We start from the raw sequence: 25564 nt of genomic DNA, 5'->3' as shown, positions 1-25564 counted from the left end.
TTTTAGGAAGCCGCTCCCTTATCTATGGGAATGCTAATTATTCTGTAGCAACATCTGAATGAGTGCTGCCTGATCATCAAGGCCGGATGCATCCTGAATAGTGATAACCTGTTCAGGAGCTTCAGGGACTTCGGACTTCACTGTAATCGTAAAATTACCACTATCGCCTGAAATATCAACGTACTCTTCAATATTGCTGGCAGAAAGATCAATTCGCTCTTCTGCGCCACCAAGGACACTGCTAATGTCTATTGTATCGCCTTGAGTTGCATCGAAATTGATAATTAGTACATCTTCATTGCCTTCTATATGGAACCTGTCTGTCGCGTCATTTTCGCCTGTGATGTCGTTAATGGAATTACCGTCCAGAATGATCGGGCCACCACCCATATCGTCAGAGGAGCTGTATATGATGTCATCAATGGTGTCTTTTGTAACAAAGAGGCTCGTTTCCGAACTATTTCCTTCACCATCGTCAATGGTTAACTTCAATTCTGTTAGTCCGCTCGGCAAGTTTGCACCGGTTACAAGTGGTGTAATCTGACCACTCTCACTTACTGAGAAGTCTTCAGAGGTAGAACCATCCGGATTCGTCAGAGTGTATGTAGAGTTTTCATCAAAGTCTGCAAGGCTGGCAAGGACTCCATCCTGAGCTATATCATTATCAATATGAATTGTAGAACTCGTCGTCTGTAGATTTTCAGTCAAGCTGATGTCATCAAGCATTACGCCAACCGTCGCGTTGGTAGCTTCATAAAATTCAACGGTAAGTTCGCCAGCACTGTTCAGCCCTAAATCGGACACTGGGACTGTGATCTCAAATGTTTGCCATTCGTTACCGGAAACAACATTTTCAGCAATAAGTACTGTTCCGAGGAACACTGAGAACTGCTGGGTACTTAGAATATCTACTCGAGCTTTGTAGTCAAACTTAAGAGTTACACTTTCACTGTCTGGATCAACGGTAACCGTCTGTTTCAAATTGTTTTGACTTATGTTGTCGGCCGAAAGTTCAGCAATAGTATCATTTTCCTCGTTATTGTTTGATTCGCCCCAAATCAATGAACCCGTCTGTTGCAATTCTACAACTCCAAAGTCGTTAGTCCAATGTGCTGACCCATCTTCAAAATCACCATTAAGCAGAAGCTCTCGAGACTGTGTGAGGCCTTGGAACTCTGGATTTGCGGCAATGTAGGTTGTGCTGTCTGCAAACGTTGCGGAAAAGCCATCTAAATCTCCAGCGTTTACTTCAACAGTAATCTGATGGTTCGCATCAGCCGCCGTTAACGTGTAGTCGCTGCTTGTCGCGCCATCAATGGCTTCTTTGTTATCGCCTTCGCCTCGATACCATTGATATTCAGCAATGATATCACCATCAAGATCAACAAGGTTGCTGATGTCAGCGATTAATAATCCGCCAACTTCTGCTGTTCCTTGTATTTCAACAGAGCCAGTTGTCGGAAGGTCAGCGTTGAGGATGTTAACACTAAATTCGCTGGATGTTTCAACAGAACTACCAGTGTCTTCGGTTGAAATTGCCCGAACAGTCACATCAAAGCTGGCATTGTAGCTTTCTGGAGATGTAAGCAGTAATTCGTTAGCACTCATACTGGAAACATCAGCTATTCCATTTTCACCTACAGTTAGAGTGATGACTCCATCTGTAATCACACTTCCCTCTGGGAGACCTTCAAGCATTACACTTAACGACTCTGATCCATCCAAATCAGCAAGACTGGCACCTACGTCCAGAACAATGGATTCACCACTGGTTATTGAAATCGCGGCATCACTTTGTACGTCGATGCTTACAGTTCCTACAGTAGTGTTGTCACCGTCACTGACTTGATAGGTAAAGGTGTCTACCCCAACGTATCCCTCTGTTGGAACGTAAGAGAATGTACCATTCCCATTGTCAACAACAGTTCCATGTTCCGCTTGGGAGAAGCCTGTAATCTCGAGACTTGCGCCTTCAGGGTCGAATGCATCGGCAAGTACATTTTGAGTCGTAAATCCACCATCTTGAATTTGGATTCTAACGTCATAGTTTTCTACTGAAGGTGCCCAGTTTGATGGTTCCATATTCAGTTCAAAAGATGTGTGAGAGTTGTTGGTTGCAACACCAATTTGGCCGTTGTTTAGCGGAGTACCAAAGTCGTGAGATATTTGTTCAACACCGTTGGAAAAGATAGTTGCAACGCCACCATCAATGTTCAAACTGATTTCGTTAGGGACGTTTGTATCCAGTTGAATGTATTCGGTTCTTGCAATCCTAGTATGTTCTCCATTCTCAACTTGTTCAATTTGCCACCTGTTTGCACCAATACGCGCAACAGCCATTTTGTAGTTATTGCTATCCTGATAGTCGAAGACAATAGCGCCGTTGTGCCATGGACTATCGTCATAAGCGGTTACAACAATGTCCAGAGTAAAGCTTTCATCAAGCGTTCCCGCAAAGTTGATAGGACTAACAGCCCAATCGTCAGAGCCATAACTCGTAACTTCTATTTCCGTACCATCAATTTGCCAGTCGTGGTTATCAAGCTCAACCGAATGTGGCGTACCATCAAAGACGTTGCTGTCGAATTCAATCGTGGAAATATTGTCATAGTTAATGGTTGCAGTATTTCCTTCGTCATCAACCGTTACAGTTAACGTTCCTGAATCGTTATCAATGGATACGTTACTGCCGACAAATGAAGACAAATCGATTGTATTGTTCCCAATTCCACCATGGACTGTATACGTTTCACCAGCCTCCAGATTATCAAAGGAAAATACATCATTAAAATCGGAACCGGTTGCTTCATTGGTTTCCCAACGGTCTACGTCACCATTTACAGTTTGAGCATCATGGTTTGTTAAATCAAAGCTAATACCTGTGCTTGCTTCACTAAAGTCGGCGGTATCATTGTATACTGCGTCTGTATTGGCGACCTGAATGAAGAGTGAAGGCGCATCAGCAACTGCATTAACGGCTAAAATTCCGCTGGAAGGTACAGAGGCCGTACCGTCGGAAACATTGTAGTTAATATTAATGCTTCCGCTGAAGTTTTCAGCCGGTGTGAAGTTCCATGTGCCGTTTCCGTTATCAACAAAAGATCCGTTTGTTGAGGTCAGGTTCTCAACAGACAAGGTGTCGCCATCAACATCTGTAGCATTTGCTAGGAGCTGAGTTTCACTAATAACGATTGTACCATCTTCAGTCATTGCTCCAAGGTCAACATCCCCAACTACAGGTGCGTCATTAACAGCTGTAACATCAAGGGTTGCTGTTGCAGAAGCCGTGGCCGTGCCATCAGATACTGTGAAATCGAAAGGTACATTTTCACCATTGTAGTTTTCGGTTGGTGTGAAGGTATAGGTTCCACCGACGTTTGTAAGTGTTCCCACATCTCCAGACACGCTTACGTTGGTAACGGTCAGGTTATCCCCGTCAACATCTGTACTTGAGGCTAGGAGGTCAGCATCTGTAAAGATGATTACACCATCTTCAGCAATCGATCCAAGGTTAACATCGCCTACAACGACCACGTCGTTTACGCCCGCCACATTAAGATCAATCGTTTGGGTCGAAGTCTCTCCATTTTCATTGGTGACAGAAATAGACACGCTGTCAGCACCATTGTAGTTTTCATCAGGTGTGTAGAGAATATTTCCGGTTGCATCCAAGGTAACCGTTCCGTGTGCTGCGGATAATGAGTTGCTGACAATTTCACCGTCAACGTCATTGACGGAGGCGATTATCTGTGCGGTGTCTTCTGCAAGTGTTGTTTCCACAGTAGATATTCTAGGAGCATTGTTAACGTTTTCAACAAAAACAGTTACGGTGGCAGTATCTTCACCACCCTGCCCGTCGCTGATTGTATAGGTGAAGCTTGCTTCACCATCAAAGTTAACTTCCGGAGTGAAGACTACATTGCCTTCTGCATCAATAGACACCTCTCCATGGGTGTCTGCCGTAGCAGTCACTTCAGTAATGGATATCGAATCATTGTTTGGATCAGAGTCATTACCAAGTAACAACGTGTTATCGATAACAAGTGGGGTTGCTTCGAATGTTGTGTATGGGTTATCGCCCATCTCAACGTCGCCAGTTATGGAAAGCTTGTATGGTCCACTTGTCTGCGCGCGATAAGAACTGACACGGATCTCATAGTTTCCGGGTTCAAGGTTGTTGATCTGTAGATAGGAGTCATAAGCATGGAGCGAACCATCACCCCTGCCGCGATTGCCGCCATCATCATTATAGGCGACCCTGTTTCCGTCATCATCCCAAACCTCAATCCATATATCCAATTCTTGTTGCGTTCCACTACCGTCCAGATCCTGATAGACGTCATCTCTGTTTGAATTATTTGAGTCAGCACCCTTTTCTGTTAGAGCATCCAGTATTAACTTTCCCCCATTATGTTCGAACGCATAGACGTCCACAGCGGAGTTTGCTCCAAGAACACCGGTGACTGATGTATCTTGTGTGTCGTATGTTTCCCAACTTTCACCGATAGCTTCAGGATTAAGGTTCCCTGCTTCAATGGTAACGGTCTGCGTCGAGGTACTGCCGTCAGCGCTTGTTGCAGTGGCTTCAAAAGTGAAGTCGCTAGCATCACCGAACTCGATTTCACCGCTAGTAAGAATTCGGCCGTCTTCTCCAACGGTGAAAGGAACATCATCAGGCAATGAATATGTGACCGTATCCCCGTCTACATCCACTGCATTCAGGGTTACACCCACATAGGTACCGACCGGAACGTTTTCACTAACAACATTACTACCAGTATTGGTATCCGTAAGTGCACTGATATCGTCATTCACTGCTGTGACATCCAGAGTCGCGGTAGCCGAAGTCGTGGTTGTGCCGTCGGAGACCGTGAAGTTGAATGGTACATCTTGGCCGTTGAAGTTTTCAGTCGGCGTAAATGTATAGGTACCGCCGTCATTGGTAAGTGTACCCGCATCTGCAGATACGCTCACGTCGGTGACGCTCAAATTATCGCCGTCAACATCAGAGCTTGAGGCAAGAAGATCAGCTGCCGTGAATGTAACTGCCGTATCCTCAAGGGTTGCGCCAAGATCAATGTCTTCCACTACAGCGGCATCATTCACTGCTGTGACATCAAGTGTCGCGGTAGCTGAGGTTGTGGTAGTGCCATCGGAGACCGTGAAGCTGAACGGAACATCTTGGCCGTTGAAGTTCTCAGTCGGCGTAAATGTATAGGTACCGCCGTCATTGGTAAGTGTACCCGCATCTGCGGAGACGCTCACATCGATGACGCTTAAGTTGTCGCCGTCAACATCAGAGCTAGAGGCAAGAAGGTCAGCCGCTGTAAATGTAACTGCGGTATCCTCAAGGGTTGCGCCCAGATCAATATCTTCCACCACAGCGGCATCGTTTACTGCTGTGACATCGAGTGTCGCGGTAGCTGAGGTTGTGGTAGTGCCATCGGAGACAGTGAAGCTGAACGGTACGTCTTGGCCGTTGAAGTTTTCAGTCGGCGTAAATGTATAGGTACCGCCGTCATTGGTAAGTGTACCCGCATCTGCAGACACGCTCACGTCAATGACGCTTAAGTTGTCGCCGTCAACATCAGAGCTTGAGGCAAGAAGATCAGCCGTTGTGAAGGTTACAGCTGTATCTTCAAGGGTTGCGCCAAGATCAATATCTTCCACCACAGCGGCATCGTTCACTGCTGTGACATCAAGGGTCGCGGTAGCCGAGGTAGTGGTTGTGCCGTCAGAGACGGTGAAGCTGAACGGTACATCTTGACCGTTGAAGTTCTCGGTTGGCGTAAAGGTGTAGGTGCCGCCGTCATTGGTAAGTGTACCTGCATCTGCGGATACGTTCACATCGATAACGCTCAAATTGTCACCGTCAACATCAGAGCTTGAGGCAAGAAGGTCAGCCGCTGTAAATGTTACAGTTGTATCTTCAAGGGTTGCGCCAAGATCAATGTCTTCCACCACAGCGGCATCGTTCACTGCTGTGACATCAAGGGTCGCGGTAGCCGAGGTAGTGGTTGTGCCGTCAGAGACGGTGAAGCTGAACGGTACGTCTTGACCGTTGAAGTTTTCAGTCGGCGTAAATGTATACGTACCGCCGTCATTGGTAAGTGTGCCCGCATCTGCGGATACGCTCACGTCGATGACGCTCAAGTTGTCGCCGTCAACATCAGTGCTTGAGGCAAGAAGATCAGCTGCCGTAAATATAACTGCCGTATCCTCAAGGGCTGCGCCAAGATCAATATCTTCCACCACAGCGGCATCGTTCACTGCTGTGACATCAAGGGTCGCGGTAGCCGAGGTCGTGGTTGTGCCGTCAGAGACGGTGAAGCTGAACGGAACATCTTGGCCGTTGAAGTTTTCAGTCGGCGTAAATGTATAGGTGCCGCCGTCGTTGGTAAGTGTACCTGCATCTGCGGATACGCTCACGTTGGTGACGCTCAAGTTGTCGCCGTCAACATCAGAGCTTGAGGCAAGAAGGTCAGCCGCTGTGAATGTGACTGCCGTATCCTCAAGGGTTGCGCCAAGATCAATATCTTCCACCACAGCCGCATCATTCACTGCTGTCACATCAAGTGTCGCGGTCGCTGAAGTCGTGATAGTGCCATCAGAGACGGTGAAGTTGAATGGTACATCTTGGTCGTTAAAGTTTTCAGTCGGAGTAAATGTATAGGTACTGCCATCATTGGTGAGTGTACCCGCATCTGCAGATACGCTCACGTTGGTGACGCTCAGATTGTCGCCGTCAACATCAGAGCTTGAGGCAAGAAGATCAGCCGTTGTGAAAGTTACAGCTGTATCTTCAAGGGTTGCGCCAAGATCAATATCTTCCACCACAGCCGCATCATTCACTGCTGTGACATCCAGAGTCGCGGTAGCCGAGGTCGTGGTTGTGCCATCAGAGACCGTGAAGCTGAACGGTACATCTTGGCCGTTGAAGTTTTCAGTCGGAGTAAATGTATAGGTACCGCCGTCATTGGTAAGTGTACCTGCATCTGCGGATACGCTCACGTCGATGACGCTTAAGTTGTCGCCGTCAACATCAGAGCTTGAGGCAAGAAGATCAGCCGCTGTGAATGTGACTGCTGTATCTTCAAGTGTTGCGCCAAGATCAATCTCTTCCACCACAGCGGCATCGTTCACTGCTGTCACATCGATAGTCGCGGTAGCTGAGGTTGTGGTTGTGCCATCAGAGACGGTGAAGCTGAACGGAACATCTTGGCCGTTGAAGTTTTCAGTCGGCGTAAATGTATAGGTGCCGCCGTCGTTGGTAAGTGTACCTGCATCTGCGGATACGCTCACGTTGGTGACGCTCAAGTTGTCGCCGTCAACATCAGAGCTTGAGGCAAGAAGGTCAGCCGCTGTGAATGTGACTGCCGTATCCTCAAGGGTTGCGCCAAGATCAATATCTTCCACCACAGCCGCATCATTCACTGCTGTCACATCAAGTGTCGCGGTCGCTGAAGTCGTGATAGTGCCATCAGAGACGGTGAAGTTGAATGGTACATCTTGGTCGTTAAAGTTTTCAGTCGGAGTAAATGTATAGGTACTGCCATCATTGGTGAGTGTACCCGCATCTGCAGATACGCTCACGTTGGTGACGCTCAGATTGTCGCCGTCAACATCAGAGCTTGAGGCAAGAAGATCAGCCGTTGTGAAAGTTACAGCTGTATCTTCAAGGGTTGCGCCAAGATCAATATCTTCCACCACAGCCGCATCATTCACTGCTGTGACATCCAGAGTCGCGGTAGCCGAGGTCGTGGTTGTGCCATCAGAGACCGTGAAGCTGAACGGTACATCTTGGCCGTTGAAGTTTTCAGTCGGAGTAAATGTATAGGTACCGCCGTCATTGGTAAGTGTACCTGCATCTGCGGATACGCTCACGTCGATGACGCTTAAGTTGTCGCCGTCAACATCAGAGCTTGAGGCAAGAAGATCAGCCGCTGTGAATGTGACTGCTGTATCTTCAAGTGTTGCGCCAAGATCAATCTCTTCCACCACAGCGGCATCGTTCACTGCTGTCACATCGATAGTCGCGGTAGCTGAGGTTGTGGTTGTGCCATCAGAGACGGTGAAGCTGAACGGAACATCTTGGCCGTTGAAGTTTTCAGTCGGAGTAAATGTAAAGGTACCGCCGTCATTGGTAAGTGTACCTGCATCTGCGGATACGCTCACGTCGATGACGCTCAAGTTGTCACCGTCAACATCAGAGCTTGAGGCAAGAAGATCTGCCGCTGTGAATGTGACTGCTGTATCTTCAAGTGTTGCGCCAAGGTCAATGTCTTCCACCACAGCGGCATCGTTTACTGCTGTCACATCGAGAGTCGCAGTCGCCGAGGTCGTGGTTGTGCCATCAGAGACCGTGAAGCTGAACGGTACGTCTTGGCCGTTGAAATTCTCGGCCGGTGTGAATGTATAGGTGCCGCCGTCGTTGGTAAGTGTACCTGCCTCTGCGGATACGCTTACGTTGGTGACGCTCAAGTTGTCGCCGTCAACATCAGAGCTTGAGGCAAGAAGATCAGCCGCTGTAAATGTGACTGCTGTATCTTCAAGGGTTGCGCCAAGATCAATATCTTCCACCACAGCCGCATCGTTCACTGCTGTGACATCTAGAGTCGCGGTCGCTGAAGTCGTGATAGTGCCGTCAGAGACGGTGAAGCTGAACGGAACATCTTGGGCGTTGAAGTTCTCGGTTGGCGTAAAGGTATAGGTACCGCCGTCATTGGTAAGTGTACCTGCATCTGCGGATACGCTTACGTCGATGACGCTCAAGTTGTCACCGTCGACGTCAGAGCTTGAGGCAAGAAGATCTGCCGCTGTGAAAGTTACAGCTGTATCTTCAAGGGTTGCGCCAAGGTCAATATCTTCCACCACAGCCGCATCATTCACTGCTGTCACATCAAGTGTCGCGGTCGCTGAAGTCGTGATAGTGCCATCAGAGACCGTGAAACTGAACGGTACATCTTGACCGTTGAAGTTTTCAGTCGGAGTAAATGTGTAGGTGTCACCGACGTTAGTAATTAGACCTAGGGTTACGGGTATGCTTACATTTGTAACAGTTAACTCACTACCTTCTACATCGGAGCTTGAGGCAAGCAGGTCCGCGGCTGTGAATGTCATCGCGGTATCTTCAGCCGTTGTACCAAGGTCAATATCTCCGACGACAGGGGCATCGTTTATGGCTGTTACATCAAGTGTGGCTGTTGCAGAACCCTCTGTTGCTCCATCAGATACTGTGAAGTCGAAAGGCACATTTTCACCATTAAAGTTTTCGTCTGGTGTGAATGTGTAGGTACCGTTACCATTGTCGGTAAAGGTACCTACGTCCGCTGTTAAGTTCACTTCGGTAACTATCAAATTGTCACCATCAACATCCGAACTGGAGGCAATAAGATCTGCGTCAGTGAACGTGATAGTGCCGTCTTCTGCCATTGATCCCAGATCGACATCTCCAACAACAACGACATCATTCACGCCTGCAACGCTTACATTAATTGTTTGCGTTGTCGTCCCCCCGCTATCATCTGTGACGGAAATAGATACGCTGTCGGCTCCATTGTAGTCTGCGTCAGGTGTGTAAAGAATGTTTCCATCGGCATCGATAGAGACTGTTCCGTGTGCCGCAGATAGGGAGTTGCTGACAATCTCGCCATCAACATCACTGGCCGTGGCAATTATCTGCGCAGTATCTTCTGTTAAAGTCGTTTCAACAACTGAGATTTGAGGGACATCATTAATATCTTCTACAAAGACAGTAACAGTGGCAGTGTCTTCGCCACCACGGCCATCGCTGATGGTATATGTAAAGCTTGCTTCGCCGTTAAAGTTTAATTCCGGAGTAAAGACTACATTGCCTTCTGCATCAAGAGATACCTCACCATGTGTGTCTTCCGTGGCACTTACGTCAACGATGGAGATAGAGTCATTATTTGGATCAGAGTCATTGCCGAGCAACAACGTATTGTCGATAACAAGCTGGGTATCTTCGAATGTTGTGTAAGGGTTGTCACCCATTTCAACATTACCTTGAATGTTTATTTTATATGGGCCGCTTGTTTGTGCACGGTATGAGCTAACACGGATCTCGTAATCACCGGGAGCAAGGTTATTTATGTCTAAATAAGAATCATAAGGGTGAAGTGAGCCATCCTCCCTGCCACGACTTCCACCGTCATCGTTGTAGGCTACTCTGTTGCCGTCATCGTCCCATACTTCAATCCAGATATCCAATTCCTGCTGAGTTCCGCTGCCATCAAGATCTTGATAAACGTCATCTTGGTTCGAGTTATTATAATCAGCACCTTTTTCTGTAAGAGCATCTAAGATTAATCGTCCGCCATTGTGTTGGAATTCATAGACATCCACTGCGGAGTTTGCTCCAAGAATACCCGTTACAGACGTATCTTGAGTATCGTATGTTTCCCAATTTTCTCCAACCGCTTCTGGATTAAGGTTGCCAGCCTCAATAGTGATTGTTTGAGTCGAGTAACTTCCGTCAGAACTGGTTGCTGTTGCTTCAAAAGTGAAGTCTCGGGTGTTACCAAATTCAATTTCGCTACTTGTAAGGATCCTGCCGTCATCTCCCACAGTAAACGGAACGTCATCTGGTAATGAATAGGTTACTGCGTCCCCGTCAACATCCACGGCGTTCAGGGTAACACCAACATAAGTGCCGACTGGTACGCTTTCGTCAACAACATTACTACTACTGTCGACATCTGAAAGATCTCCGATATCGTCATTTACATTTAGAACGGAGATTGCAACCTGTTGAGTACTTTCGCTGCCATCCTCGGATTGTGCGCGCACCACTAAGTTCTGATTGGCATTGGCGTCATCAGCGTCAACATCAATAACCGAAGGATCTGTAACTGTAATTACGCCATCTTGATCGATAGCAAAGCCCTCTACCGGGTTTCCACTCGCATCTTCTAATGAATATGTAATGCTGCCTGCAGTGAAATCTGCATCTTGAGCTGTAATTGTGCCTACGGTGCCATCTGTTTCATTCATCGTGAACATAAAGTTTGTTGCTGCACTGCCATCATTGTTTTGAGCAGAATCAAATGCAATTGCGTTATCGTTAACATCCTGAACGGAGATGGTGATCTGCTGCGTATTAACACTGCCGTCTTCAGCTACGGCACGGACAACCATGTTTTGAAGCGCATTCGTGCCATCAGGATCCATGTCTACAACGGACTGGTCAGTAATGGTGATGTTGCCGTTTTGATCAATGGCAAAGCTTTGTACTGGATTGCCGTTAGCGTCTTCCAGTGAATATGTGATGTCGCCTGCGGTGAAGTCGTTATCAGCCGCAGTGATGGTGCCCACATTGGCATCAGCTTCAGTGATGGTGAATGTGTAATTCGTTGCCGGACTGCCGTCGCTATTTTCAGCAGGAGCAAAGATAACTGGATTGTCATCTACATCCTGAACGGAGATGGTGATCTGCTGAGTATTAACACTACCGTCTTCTGCTACGGCACGGACAACCATGTTCTGGAGCGCATTCGTGCCGTCAGGATCCATGTCCACAACGGACTGGTCAGTAATGGTGATATTGCCGCTCTGATCAATGGCAAAGCCTTGGACTGAGTTGCCGCTAGCGTCTTCCAGTGAATATGTGATGTCGCCTGCGGTGAAGTCATTATCCGCCGCAGTGATGGTGCCCACATTGGCATCAGCTTCAGTAATGGTGAACGTGTAATTTGCTGCGGGGCTGCCGTCGCTATTTTCAGCAGGAGCAAAGATAACCGGATTGTCATCCACATCCTGAACGGAGATTGTGATCTGCTGAGTATTAACACTACCGTCTTCAGCTACGGCACGGACAACCATATTTTGAAGTGCATTCGTGCCGTCAGGGTCCATATCTACAACGGACTGGTCAGTAATGGTGATATTGCCGCTTTGATCAATGGCAAAGCCTTGGACTGGATTGCCGCTAGTATCTTCCAGTGAATATGTAATGTCGCCTGCGGTAAAGTCATTATCAGCCGCAGTGATGGTGCCCACATTAGCATCAGCTTCAGTGATGGTGAATGTGTAGTCAGCTGCCGGACTACCGTCGTTGTTTTCAGCAGGGGCAAAGATAACCGGATTGTCATCCACATCCTGAACGGAGATGGTGATCTGTTGCGTATTAACACTGCCGTCTTCAGCTACGGCACGGACAACCATATTTTGAAGTGCATTTGTGCCGTCAGGGTCCATATCCACAACGGACTGATCAGTAATGGTGATATTGCCGCTCTGATCAATGGCAAAGCCTTGCACTGGATTGCCGCTAGTATCTTCCAGTGAATATGTGATGTCGCCTGCGGTGAAGTCATTATCAGCCGCAGTGATGGTGCCCACATTGGTATCAGCCTCAGTAATGGTGAATGTGTAATTCGCTGTGGGGCTACCGTCGTTGTCTTCAGCAGGAGCAAAGATAACTGGGTTATCGTTAACATCTTGAACGGAGATGGTGATCTGTTGCGTATTAACACTACCGTCTTCTGCTACGGCACGGACAACCATGTTCTGGAGCGCATTTGTGCCGTCAGGGTCCATATCTACAACGGATTGGTCAGTAATGGTGATATTGCCGCTCTGATCAATGGCAAAGCCTTGGACTGGATTGCCGTTAGCGTCTTCCAGTGAATATGTGATGTCGCCTGCGGTGAAGTCGTTGTCAGTCGCAGTGATGGTGCCCACATTGGCATTAGCTTCAGTGATGGTGAACGTGTAATTCGCTGCCGGACTGCCGTCGTTGTTTTCAGCAGGAGCGAAGATAACCGGATTGTCATCCACATCCTGAACGGAGATGGTGATTGGCTGAGTATTAACACTACCATCTTCAGCTACGGCACGGACAACCATATTCTGAAGCGCATTTGTGCCGTCAGGGTCCATATCTACAACGGACTGATCAGTAATGGTGATATTGCCGCTCTGATCAATGGCAAAGCCTTGCACTGGATTGCCGCTAGTATCTTCCAGTGAATATGTGATGTCGCCTGCGGTGAAGTCGTTATCAGCCGCAGTGATGGTGCCCACATTGGCATCAGCTTCAGTGATGGTGAACGTGTAATTCGCTGCCGGACTGCCGTCGTTGTTTTCAGCAGGAGCAAAGATAACTGGATTGTCGTCCACGTCCTGAACGGAGATTGTGATATGCTGAGTATTAACACTACCGTCTTCAGCTACGGCACGGACAACCATATTTTGAAGTGCATTCGTGCCATCAGGGTCCATATCCACAACGGACTGATCAGTAATGGTGATATTGCCGCTCTGATCAATGGCAAAGCCTTGCACTGGATTGCCGCTAGCATCTTCCAGTGAATATGTGATGTCGCCTGCGGTAAAGTCGTTGTCAGTCGCAGTGATGGTGCCCACATTGGCATCAGCTTCAGTAATGGTGAACGTGTAATTTGCTGCGGGGCTGCCGTCGCTATTTTCAGCAGGAGCAAAGATAACCGGATTGTCATCCACATCTTGAACGGAGATTATGATCTGCTGAGTATTAACACTACCGTCTTCAGCTACGGCACGGACAACCATATTTTGAAGTGCATTCGTGCCATCAGGGTCCATATCTACAACGGACTGATCAGTAATGGTGATATTGCCGCTCTGATCAATGGCAAAGCCTTGGACTGGATTACCGCTAGCATCTTCCAGTGAATATGTGATGTCGCCTGCGGTGAAGTCATTATCCGTCGCAGTGATTGTGCCCACATTGGCATCAGCTTCAGTGATAGTGAATGTGTAGTCAGCTGCTGGACTACCGTCATTGTTTTCAGCAGGGGCAAAGATAACTGGGTTATCGTTTATATCTTGAACAGAAATTGTAACGTCTTGGGTGGTTACACTGCCATCATCCGCTTCGGCTCGAACAACCAAATTTTGAAGAGCGTTGATTCCATCAGGGTCGATGTCTACAGCTGTAGGGTCAGTAACGGTAATAACTCCATTTTGGTCGATGGTAAAACCGTCTACTGGTGAACCATCGGGGTTTTCCAGTGAGAATGTTATTTCGCCGGATCTAAAGTCAGCATCAGACGCTGTAATTGTTCCTACAACATCATTTGCTTCAGTTATTGTGAATGCGAAGTCCTCAGCATTGCTTCCATCACTATTCGTAGCAGTTTCAAACACAACATCATTAACGTTTACATCTGGTGAAGATGTAATTGTTACTGGGATTGTGGTTTCAATTACTTCAGATGGAGTTGAAGGATCAGCGTCAGCACTGGTGGCTTGAACATCGAGGTCATACGTAACGTCAAGCCCTTCAACAGATTTAATATTAACCTGTTGCAAGTTGTATAGACCGCCAGTTGTACCGGTGAAGCCGAAGTGAACATTCGTGCTGTTCGCAAGGTGTTGACTCAGTCCCCCTGTTAATGTCGCAGTCTGTCCTTCAAAGGTAACGGTGAAAACTTCTGCCGTAGCATCCCAGGCGAATGTGGCTTCGTGCCATAAGCCGTCTTCGAGGTTTGACGTCTGGATAGCTTGTGAGTGATCAGAACCATGACGTAAATCTCCATCAGTATGAATCGAGACATGGTCTTGCCAAGGGTCACCAAGGTCTGAATTTCTATACGTGTCAAATTCGACAACAACTGCGTTGTCAATATTAGCGCCAAGAGAGCCACCGTGGGTTGTATCCGCAGGGGTAAAACCATCTGGATGTAGCACAAAGGTGATGCCATCTGCACCATTGGATGAGCCAAGGAATAGATCGGTGGTGATACTGAAGTCTTGTGTCAGATTAAGTGTCTGATCAGACCATATTGCGCCATCCTGCGACTGTGTAGCGTCAGTCAGTGTGTAAATGCCGTTTGTTTCATATGCTGTACCTAAAGCGCCGAAAGTTGCCACCCCGCCTTCGTTGTCCAGTATTACCCCCTCTTTAACTGTAATTTCACCAGTCTGAGAATCAATTTCAAATTTGTCGGTGTGGTTCAATAATTCGTAGGTAACATTCTCTGTGTAGTCGAAATCTTTTGCTTCCACTTGAGTAACAACACGTGAGCCATCTTCTGGATTAACGGTTTCTTCAATAACTACCGGTTGAATTGTGCTGTCTGTAAAATCAACAACATGCTCGTTGACAGGCTCAACTGTAAGCTGCACAGCCTGAGTACTTTCGCTACCATCTTCAGACTGGGCACGAACTACGAAGGATTGGAGTTCATTTAAACCATTAGGGTCAAGATCTACAGCATTCGGATTAGTAACAGTGATGCTGCCGTTTTGGTCAATGGCAAAACCTTCGAGCGGCGAGCCATCTGCATTTTCAAGTGAATATGTGATGTCGCCTGCTGTAAAGTCAGCATCCTGAGCCGTAATAGTGCCAACAACTCCCGCTGTTTCATTCATGGTGAACATGTAATTTTGCGCAGGACTGCCGTCATTGTTCTGTGCCGGGTCAAAGATGAGCGCGTTGTCGTTGATGTCTTGTACTGTAATGGAGATCGGTTGCGTGCTCACGCTTCCATCTTCAGACTCAGCTCGTACCACGATATTTTGAAATGCGTTTATACCATCTGGGTCAATATCAACTACATTTTGGTCGGTAATGGTGATGTTGCCGCTTTGATCAATGGCATAGCCAACTACCGGTGACCCATCCACGTTTTCAAGTGAATACGTAAGATCACCCGCTGTTAGGTCATTGTCGCTCGCGGCAACGGTGCCCACCACTGAATCAGATTCTGTGATTGTGAATGCGTAGTCCGGTAATTGTGATCCGTCACCACTTTCTGCTGGGTCAAAGATAACGGCGTTGTCATTCACGTCCTGCACCGCAATAGTAATAGACCGCCCACTAATGCTGCCGTCTTCGGATTCAGCTTTGACAATCAATTTCTGGCGTGAATTGGCTCCATCAGGGTCAACATTAATTACGGTTGGGTCAGTAACTGTAATGACTCCATTTCCATCAATTTCAAACCCTTCTGCCGGTGAACCATCCCTGTAGCTCAACGAATATGTAATGTCGCCTGCTGTGTAGTCATTGTCAGTCGCAGCAACAGTTCCCACAACAGAATCTGTTTCTGTAATATTAAAGACATAGTTTGATAACGGTGCTCCTTCATTGTCTTCGGCCGGAGCAAAAATTACAGCATTGTCGTTCACATCCAGAACGTTGAGAGATACTTCCTGTGTTGACTCACTTCCGTCATCTGCCTGTGCTCTTACAACAAAGTTTTGGAGAATGTTTTCACCATTTGGGTCGATATCCAGAACATCTGGATTGGTCACAGTGATGACACCATCCTGATCGATTTCAAAGCCGCTGACGGGCGAGCCATCGCTATTTTCTAATGAGTACGTAATGTCGCCGGATCTGTAGTCTGCATCTGTCGCATTTATGGTGCCGACGACTGTGTTTGTTTCAGTCACGGTAAAAATGAAGTCTTCAGCCGTGGTACCGTCACTGTTTGTCGGTGTATCAAATTGTACGTCATTAACGTTAACATCGGGAGATGAGGTGATTGTAACTGGAATTGTGGTCGTAATTACTTCGTCCGGTGTCGCAGCGTTAGTATCTGCGCTTGTGGCTTGAACATCCAAATCGTAGGTCTGATCGATTCCATCGATAGAGAGAATATTCACTTGCTGCAAATTACCACGGTTTGCTGTTGAACCGGTAAATCCGAAGTTAACTTCGGTGTTATTTGCTAAGTGTTGTGTGATGTCGCCACTGAGGGTTGCAGTTCTTCCTTCAAAGGTAACTGTAAAGACCTCATTGGTTGCATCCCATGAGAACGTAGCTTCATGCCAGTCTCTATCTTCAATATTCGGCAGTTGTACAGGGCGCGACTCATGCGTCACATTGCCGTCTGTATGGATGGCAATGTGGTCAAATCCGGGATCACTCTGAGAGCTGTCTTTATTTGTATCAAATTCTACAACGATTGCATTGTCAATGTTTGCACCAAGGTTTGACCCACCAGAAGTGGTTGAAGGATCAACAACACCCGGGTGAAGTACAAAGGTGATTCCCTCACCACCGGGTGAAGTCCCGAAGTAAAGTTCAGAAGTAATGGAGAAGTCTTTTGTCAGATCGAGTGTTTGATTTGACCAGATAGCCCCGTTTTCCTGCATGGAAGCTTCGGTGAGTGTGTAAACTCCGTTTGACTCGTATGCAGAGCCAAGGGCATCAAGACCACCGCTTGTGGCATTATCTAAAATGACCCCCTGCCTTACTGTGATCTCGCCTGTTTGGGCATCGATTTCAAATTTGTCTGTGTGGTTCAGCAGTTCGTAGGTAACGTTTTCTGTGTAGTCAAAATCCTTTGCTTCCACTTGTGTTACCACGCGGGAGCCGTCTTCTGGATTAACAGTTTCTTCAATTATAACAGGCTGAATAGTGCTATCAGTGAAGTCGAGTGCATATTCGTTAACGGGCTGTACCGTGAGTTGTACGGATTGCGTACTCTGACTACCGTCTTCTGACTGGGCACGAACAACAAAAGACTGGAACTCGTTCAAACCATTTGGGTCGAGTTCTACAACAGAGGGGTCGGTAACTGTGATGTTGCCGTTTTGATCAATTGCAAAACCATTCAGTGCTGAACCATCGACGTTCTCGAGTGAATAGGTAATGTCACCGGCGGTAAAATCAGCATCCTGCGCTGAAATAGTTCCAACCACACCATCGGTTTCATCCATGGTAAACATGTAGTTAGGTGCAATTGTGCCATCATTATTCTGTGCTGGATCAAAGATGACAGGATTGTCGTTAACATCCTGAACTGAGATGGTAATCTGCTGGGTGTTGACGCTTCCATCTTCAGATTGTGCACGTACAACATACGTTTGTTGCGCGCTTGCGTTGTTTGCGTCCACATCAACTACATTTGGATCTGTGATAACAATGTTACCGCTTTGGTCGATAGTAAATCCACTTACAGGCGATCCGTCTGTATTTTCGAGTGAGTAGGTGATGTCACCAGCAGTTCGGTCAATATCCACCGCTGTAACGGACCCCACAGCGGTATCAGCTTCAGTGACAGTAAATGCATAATTGGATATAGGCGTCCCATCACCACTTTGTGCAGGAGCAAAGGCGACAGGGTTATCGTTGATATCTGTCAAAGAGATAACTAACTGCTGCGTTGTGGATGCGCCGTCATTGTCATCAACTTTTACATCAAGAGTAATTGTGTCGCTGGCATTTGGTGCGTCGATATCAAATGGTTCACCGGCATCATTAAATGGTCCACCAGCTGTAACCTTTATTTCGCCTGAGTTTTGATCAATAACAAAGCCATGTTGTTCAAGGGAGCCATCAGCAAAGGAAAATGTGAGATTTTCAGAATCGATATCACTTGCTACGGCATGCGCAATAACTGTATCCGTCGGAAGGTCTTCCGGAATAACTATCGGTGCGGTGATGGTCGCAACTTCTACGAGACTGATATTGTCAACAGCCATGCCATGGTTGTCTCCGCCCTCTCCTGTTTCATAAAACGTAAGGACGTTGTCACCAGCGCCAGCCGTAACCGTAACGTTTACTTCCACCCAATCAGGCCTCGTTCCATCTGGCAGATCAATTGGCACTTCAATGCCATTCCATCCAACTGTTAAATCTCCTGAATCCACATCGTTGCTGTTAAACGCAGCAGCTTTATTTTTGATGAAGAACGTAAGTTGGTATGGTTCACCTTCTTCAATGATTGCGTCATCAATTATCTGTGTCATTCCAACGTTTCCGATACGTCCAGAGCTACCAGGGCTTGCACCTAGATCCATATAGTTTTCACCATCGGCTGCGCCAAGACCGCCGTGTGCTTCGTCATGAACTTCCATTTGATCTCGAGGATCAATGGGATTTCCCTCAGCATCGAACTGAGTTTTGATCCACCCTGGAAGTACGTTAAAGCCTTGCCATCCGCCTTCCGGGATTGACGCGCCATCTGTATCTTCGAAGCTGCCATTAATAATGATGTTTGGATTCGTATTGGTCGGTATTTCAAATACCAGTGTTGGGGCATCATTAACAGGGAGGACATCAATTGTTGCTGTTTCTGTTACGATCGCCCCATTTGGGTCCGTGGCTGTCACATCAAAAACAAAATCTGTGTCGGCGTTTGGTGCAGGCGTAAATGAATACGTTGTACCTGCTTCTATTTCATCTCCAGACTGGAGCACCACGGTTAACCCGCCAGCCCCTTCGTATGTGACAACTCCAAGTTGAACTGGATTCGGGGTATACGTCAGGGTTAAGTCGTCGCCATCAACATCAACAATGTTCATATCGTTGATGATGGAAGCGGCCGTAAATGTAACCGGCACTGTCGCATCTTCTTCAATTGTACCAATAAGTGCATCATTTGCTGTCGGCGCATCGTTCACAGGATCAAAATTCGCACCGATGGTACGTTGAATGGACGCTCCTTCCTGATCAGTAATGGACAGATTGAATTGTACATCCCCATTGAAGTTTTCAACTGGTTCAATGACATACTGCTCATTTACGGCATTGTATGAGATGCTCTGAATATTCGGGTTGTCAGTGGTCAGATCAAGGATGACATTTTGTCCGTCTTCCACGTCATCAATGTTCAGGCTGGAGATGATGTCTGCACGGGTAATGTACAAGGTTTGATCTTCCACACCTGTATCGAAATTAGTGGTCAGGTCAGCCGTCGGCACATCATTCACAGGATCAAAGTTCGCACCGATGGTACGTTGAATGGACGCCCCTTCTTGATCGGTAATGGACAGATTGAATTGCACATCACCATTGAAGTTTTCAACTGGCTCAATGACGTACTGCTCATTCACGGCGTCGTATGCGATGTTTTGAATATTCGGATTGCCGGTGGTCAGATCAAGAATGACATTCTGCCCGTCTTCCACATCATCAATATTCAGGCTGGAGATGATGTCTGCACGGGTAATGTACAGGGTCTGATCTTCTACACCTGTATCGAAATTTGTGGTCAGATCAGCAGTCGGTATGTCGTTTACAGGATCAAAGTTCGCACCGATGGTACGTTGAATTGATGCCCCTTCCTGATCGGTAATGGACAAGTTGAACTGCACATCCCCGTTGAAGTTTTCAACCGGCTCAATGACGTACTGCTCATTGACGGCATCGTATGAGATGTTCTGAATATTCGGGTTGCTGGTGGTTAGGTCTAGAATGACATTCTGCCCGTCTTCTACATCATCAATATTCAGGCTGGAGATGATGTCTGCGCGGGTAATGTACAGAGTTTGATCTTCCACACCTGTATCAAAATTTGTGGTCAAATCAGCAGTTGGTATGTCGTTTACAGGATCAAAGTTCGCACCGATAGTGCGCTGGATTGACGCCCCTTCCTGATCAGTAATTGACAGATTGAATTGCACATCACCATTGAAGTTTTCAACTGGCTCAATGACGTACTGCTCATTCACGGCGTCATATGAAATGTTCTGAATATTCTGGTTATTAGTGGTCAAGTCGAGAATAACATTCTGGCCGTCTTCAACATCATCAATATTCAGGCTGGAGATAATGTCTGCACGGGTAATGTACAGAGTTTGGTCTTCTACACCCGTATCGAAATTAGTGGTCAAATCAGCCGTCGGTATGTCGTTTACAGGATCAAAGTTCGCACCGATGGTACGTTGAATTGACGCCCCTTCCTGATCGGTAATGGAAAGATTGAATTGCACATCACCATTGAAGTTTTCAACTGGCTCAATTACGTACTGCTCATTCACGGCATCATATGAAATATTCTGAATATTCGGGTTGTCAGTGGTCAGGTCAAGAATGACATTCTGCCCGTCTTCCACATCATCAATATTCAGGCTGGAGATGATGTCAGCACGAGTAATGTACAGGGTTTGATCTTCTACTCCTGTATCGAAATTAGTGCTCAAATCAGCAGTTGGAATGTCGTTTACAGGATCAAAATTCGCATTGATAGTACGCTGGATTGACGCCCCTTCCTGATCGGTAATGGACAGATTGAACTGCACATCACCATTGAAGTTTTCAACCGGCTCAATGACGTACTGCTCATTCACGGTGTCGTATGAGATGTTCTGAATATTCGGGTTGGCTGTGGTCAAATCAAGGATGACATTCTGCCCGTCTTCCACGTCATCAATATTCAGGCTGGAGATGATGTCTGCACGGGTAATGTACAGGGTCTGATCTTCTACACCTGTATCGAAATTTGTGGTCAGATCAGCAGTCGGTATGTCGTTTACAGGATCAAAGTTCGCACCGATGATACGTTGAATTGATGCCCCTTCCTGATCGGTAATGGACAAGTTGAACTGCACATCCCCGTTGAAGTTTTCAACCGGCTCAATGACGTACTGCTCATTGACGGCATCGTATGAGATGCTTTGAATATTCGGATTGGCTGTGGTCAGATCAAGGATGACATTTTGCCCGTCTTCCACATCATCAATATTCAAGCTGGAGATGATGTCAGCACGGGTAATATACAGAGTTTGGTCTTCTACACCAGTATCGAAATTTGTGGTCAGATCAGCAGTTGGAACGTCGTTCACAGGATCAAAGTTCGCACCGATGGTGCGCTGGATTGATGCCCCTTCCTGATCCGTAATGGTCAGATTGAACTGTACATCCCCGTTGAAGTTTTCAACCGGCTCAATGACATACTGCTCATTGACGGCATCATATGAAATATTTTGAATATTCGGGTTGTCAGTGGTCAAATCAAGAATGACATTTTGTCCGTCTTCCACGTCATCAATGTTCAGGCTGGAGATGATGTCAGCACGGGTAATATACAGAGTTTGGTCTTCTACACCCGTATCGAAATTTGTGGTCAGATCAGCAGTCGGTATGTCGTTTACAGGATCAAAATTCGCACCGATGGTACGCTGGATTGACGCTCCTTCTTGATCGGTAATGGACAGATTGAATTGTACATCCCCGTTAAAGTTTTCAACCGGCTCAATGACGTACTGCTCATTCACGGTGTCGTATGAGATGTTCTGAATATTCGGATTGCCGGTGGTCAGCTCAAGAATGACATTCTGGCCGTCTTCTACATCATCAATATTCAGGCTGGAGATAATTTCTGCACGGGTAATGTACAGGGTTTGGTCTTCCACACCTGTATCAAAATTAGTAGTCAGATCAGCAGTCGGAATGTCGTTTACAGGATCAAAATTCGCATTGATTGCGCGATATGTCGTCGCTCCGTCCTGATCTTCAATACTAACTCGAAGCTGTGTATCACCATTAAAGTTTTCTTTTGGTATAATGGTGAATTCTTCAGTGTTTTGATTATACGTAATGCTTAGGATATCTGAATTTGTCGAAGTAATATCAAGAATAACGTTTTGACCGTCTTCAACATCTTGAATATCAAGATCTTCCAAGAGGTCAGCACGTGCGATTACTAGTGCTTGATCTTCAATGCCGTCATCGTAGGATGTGGTGTCTATAGCTGTCGGAGCATCGTTTACAGGAGTAACGTTTAACGTAACTGTTGCTGGGTCAGAAATAAGCTGCGGTGTTCCGTTGTCCTGTATTTCATAGGCGAATGACACTTCACCGTTGTAATTTCCCGCAGGTGTAAAAACAATGTTACCGTTTGTGTCGGTACCAATTTGACCTACTCCCGAAATTTCATTTGTGTAGGTCACACCGTTTTCAGTAACTGGCGGTATGATCTCTACGCCGATGACTGCTGCGCCGTTAACCGTTGCCTGCAATTCTAGAGAATCTTCTACTAGCGACAATGTCGTGTTTTGGTCTGGATCTGTGGCCTGACTGACCAGTAAATCTGCATCAACAGTCAGTGAATTATCCTCTGCGGTTACCAGTGGGTTGTGAACCAATGTACTTGGGTCGTTACCAAGCACTTCAAAATTAGACCATGCTCCACCTTCTGGGCGTACTGAATCTTCTACTTTCAGTACGTAACGTCCGCCCTGATCCCAGTAGATAATTTCTATATCGTGGAAGCCTTCTGTAAGGTCACCGATATTAACGGTAGTAGTTCCTGGTGCTCTGTCGTTGTAGAAACTGGCAACAACCTCTCCGTCAATTTTCAGCTGGAAACCATCGTCGGAATAAACACGAATACGATGTTCCCCGTCTTCAAAGAAGGCACTGCCTTCAAACTTGATAATGCCGCGATCTGCGTATGTATCAAAGTTGTCGTCCGGTCTGGTATCAACTAAATCTGTTCCGCTTCCACTAATAAAGTCACGTAACTCGTTGAAGGTATCAAGCGTGCCGCTACGGAGTCCGAAATCAAGTTGCTCTGCAATGAAAGCAGCATCGGTAGGAGTTTCAGAGTTGTTTATATGTGCTTCAACATAATCAAATGCGTCTTTATGTGTCCAATTAATGCCCGGAGGTAAGTCTGTCTGATTGTCAAAAGCATAGAAGTTGCCTTGTAAGCCTGCGTTAGCTTCTATTGTGTCAGCATATGAAAAATCTACAGCATCCGGTCTTTCGTTTACGTTGGTCACTTCAAGTGTGTAGTCATTTGTATTGGTGTTACCGGCCTGATCTGTTGTCTGGATGTTTATAGTACGCCCGTCACCTAGCCCCGTTTGCTCAAAATTCATTACGCCAGCATTAATACCCTCTTCTGTTACGGACAGTTCGCCGTCAGGTGTAAGGGTGAACCAGTTATTGTCGTTACCACCAACAATTTCGTAGGTTACATTGGGTTCACTGGCTTGAAGCTGTTCAACAAAAAGGCCAAGGCTTGGGTCAAAAGGAACATCTTCACTAATTTCAGGGAGGCTTTCGTTAATGGTGACTAAATCTGGATTTGTCTGGTCTAATGTATAACTAAAGCTTTGAGGAGCAGAGGTGTTGCCTGCTGCATCCGTAAGCGTTGCTACAACGGTGTATGTTCCGTCAGGCAATGAGTCCATGTCGAACGTGAACGTACCGTTGACCATAGAGGTTTGTGGTGGCGTTGCAATGCTGTTCCCCATGTCATCGACCACGGTAAACTGTAAAACAGAATCGGCTTCACCTGTGAATGTAAGCAGCCCATTGTTTGTGTAGTCATCATCTTCAAAGCGAGAATCCACTTGGAGATCAATACCAGGTGCATCCGGCAGTATTGTATCAATAAGAACAGACGAGGTTGTTGTGCCCCCTTCGTTACCTGCCGGATCAAACGCTTTGGCTGTGACGTTAAGTTCAAATTCCCCAATTGCTGCAACTTCTATATTTACCCCTTCAAGAACTTGCGCATTGGTTAGTACCGTCGATACGACCTGTTCTGCCCCGTTAATATCATTGTACGTAATCACAAGAGTATCGCCCGCACGGGCGCTGTCAGGCACCAAAACGTTTACTGTGGTGGTAGGCGTACCATCACCAGTCACTTCTTCAGCATTAATATACGTAGAAATGCCGTCCTGATTATCAGTAAAAGTAACATCGGGAGTTGCTGGTGTCGTTAAATCGATCTCTACAGATAATGGAGGAGTCGGATCGGAGGTGTTTCCGTTTGCATCGGTTGCGGTCGCGGTAATGTCATAGACTCCGTCACCAAGTGTTGGGGATTGAAATTCCCAATTTCCGTTAGAATCAGTGGTGGTTGTGCCAAGCAACACCCCGTCGGCAAATAATGTAATGGTAGAAAAGGCTTCAGCTGACCCTGCAAAAACAGGATTTGCAACATTTGTCAGGTTATCATCATTAAACGTTCCGGAATCAGAAGGCGTTGTAAGGTCGATTGGGTCTATGTCCGGCGCTGTTACGTCAACAGTCATGTCAGGGATGTCTGATGACACATCACCGTTTGCATCAGTCAGCGTTTTACTTTGCAGCGTGAGGTTGTCGATGCCGCCAAGAGTCTCTCCAAATCCCTCTTCAAACCCTTGCTGTCCGCTGGTAAGCGATTTGGACTCGCCAGAGGCCGTGTCGATGTCAGCGATGTCGAGCAGCAGGCCAGACATGGACACAACATATCCGTCTACGGAAACGTTAATATCCCCCTCAATTTCGGCAAACCCTTTAAACGTATATCCCCCTCCATTCTTAAATGTCAGAAGCAGATCGCCGTCTTCAGTCAGTTCATATTCGACCACCTTAGGATCAAAATCAAAAGTAAGCTGTGTCTCTGGTGTGATCTCAACTATATGGGTAACGCCATCTTCAGGTGTTGCTAGAGTGATGTTTGTCTTTGATGTGTTATCAACCATAACCGCCTCCCCTTTGTGTAAAAATCAACGAGGGCAAATATAAAGTAATTCTATTTTGCCACGTATAACAGCCTTTAGTGAGTCAAGGTTGTGCTAAATGCTCTTATGATCATTACAAAAAAATAAAATGAAGGGGGGAAACTATCTATTATTTCTACATGAGCTTTTTTTGTTGTTTATTGTGCGGTTACTGTAATGTTAAATTCATAACGATCACATTTCTATAAAGTATTAAGGAACTGCAGAAGTAGTGTTTTGCTCTCTCAGAATAATTTTATACAGTTGATATTTGAATAGATAGGCTGTTTTTTTAGCTGGATACATTTTCTCATGATTCTTTTTGTTCAATAGATGATAACGTAAATATTCTTTCAATTGCTTATAGTTATTGCACGTAGTCTGC

General features: G+C 46.5%; 1 protein-coding gene. It reads right to left on the bottom strand.

The features are described 5' to 3' along the window. Positions 1–33: 33 nt before the first annotated feature. Positions 34–25161, bottom strand: a complete 25128-nt coding sequence (locus tag ACZ5V1_RS06410) for a tandem-95 repeat protein (RefSeq protein ID WP_464391150.1) — start codon at positions 25159–25161, stop codon at positions 34–36. Positions 25162–25564: the final 403 nt, after the last annotated feature.

The organism is Halodesulfovibrio oceani subsp. galateae (assembly GCF_055397225.1).
This window is presented reverse-complemented; position numbering and strand designations above follow the sequence as displayed.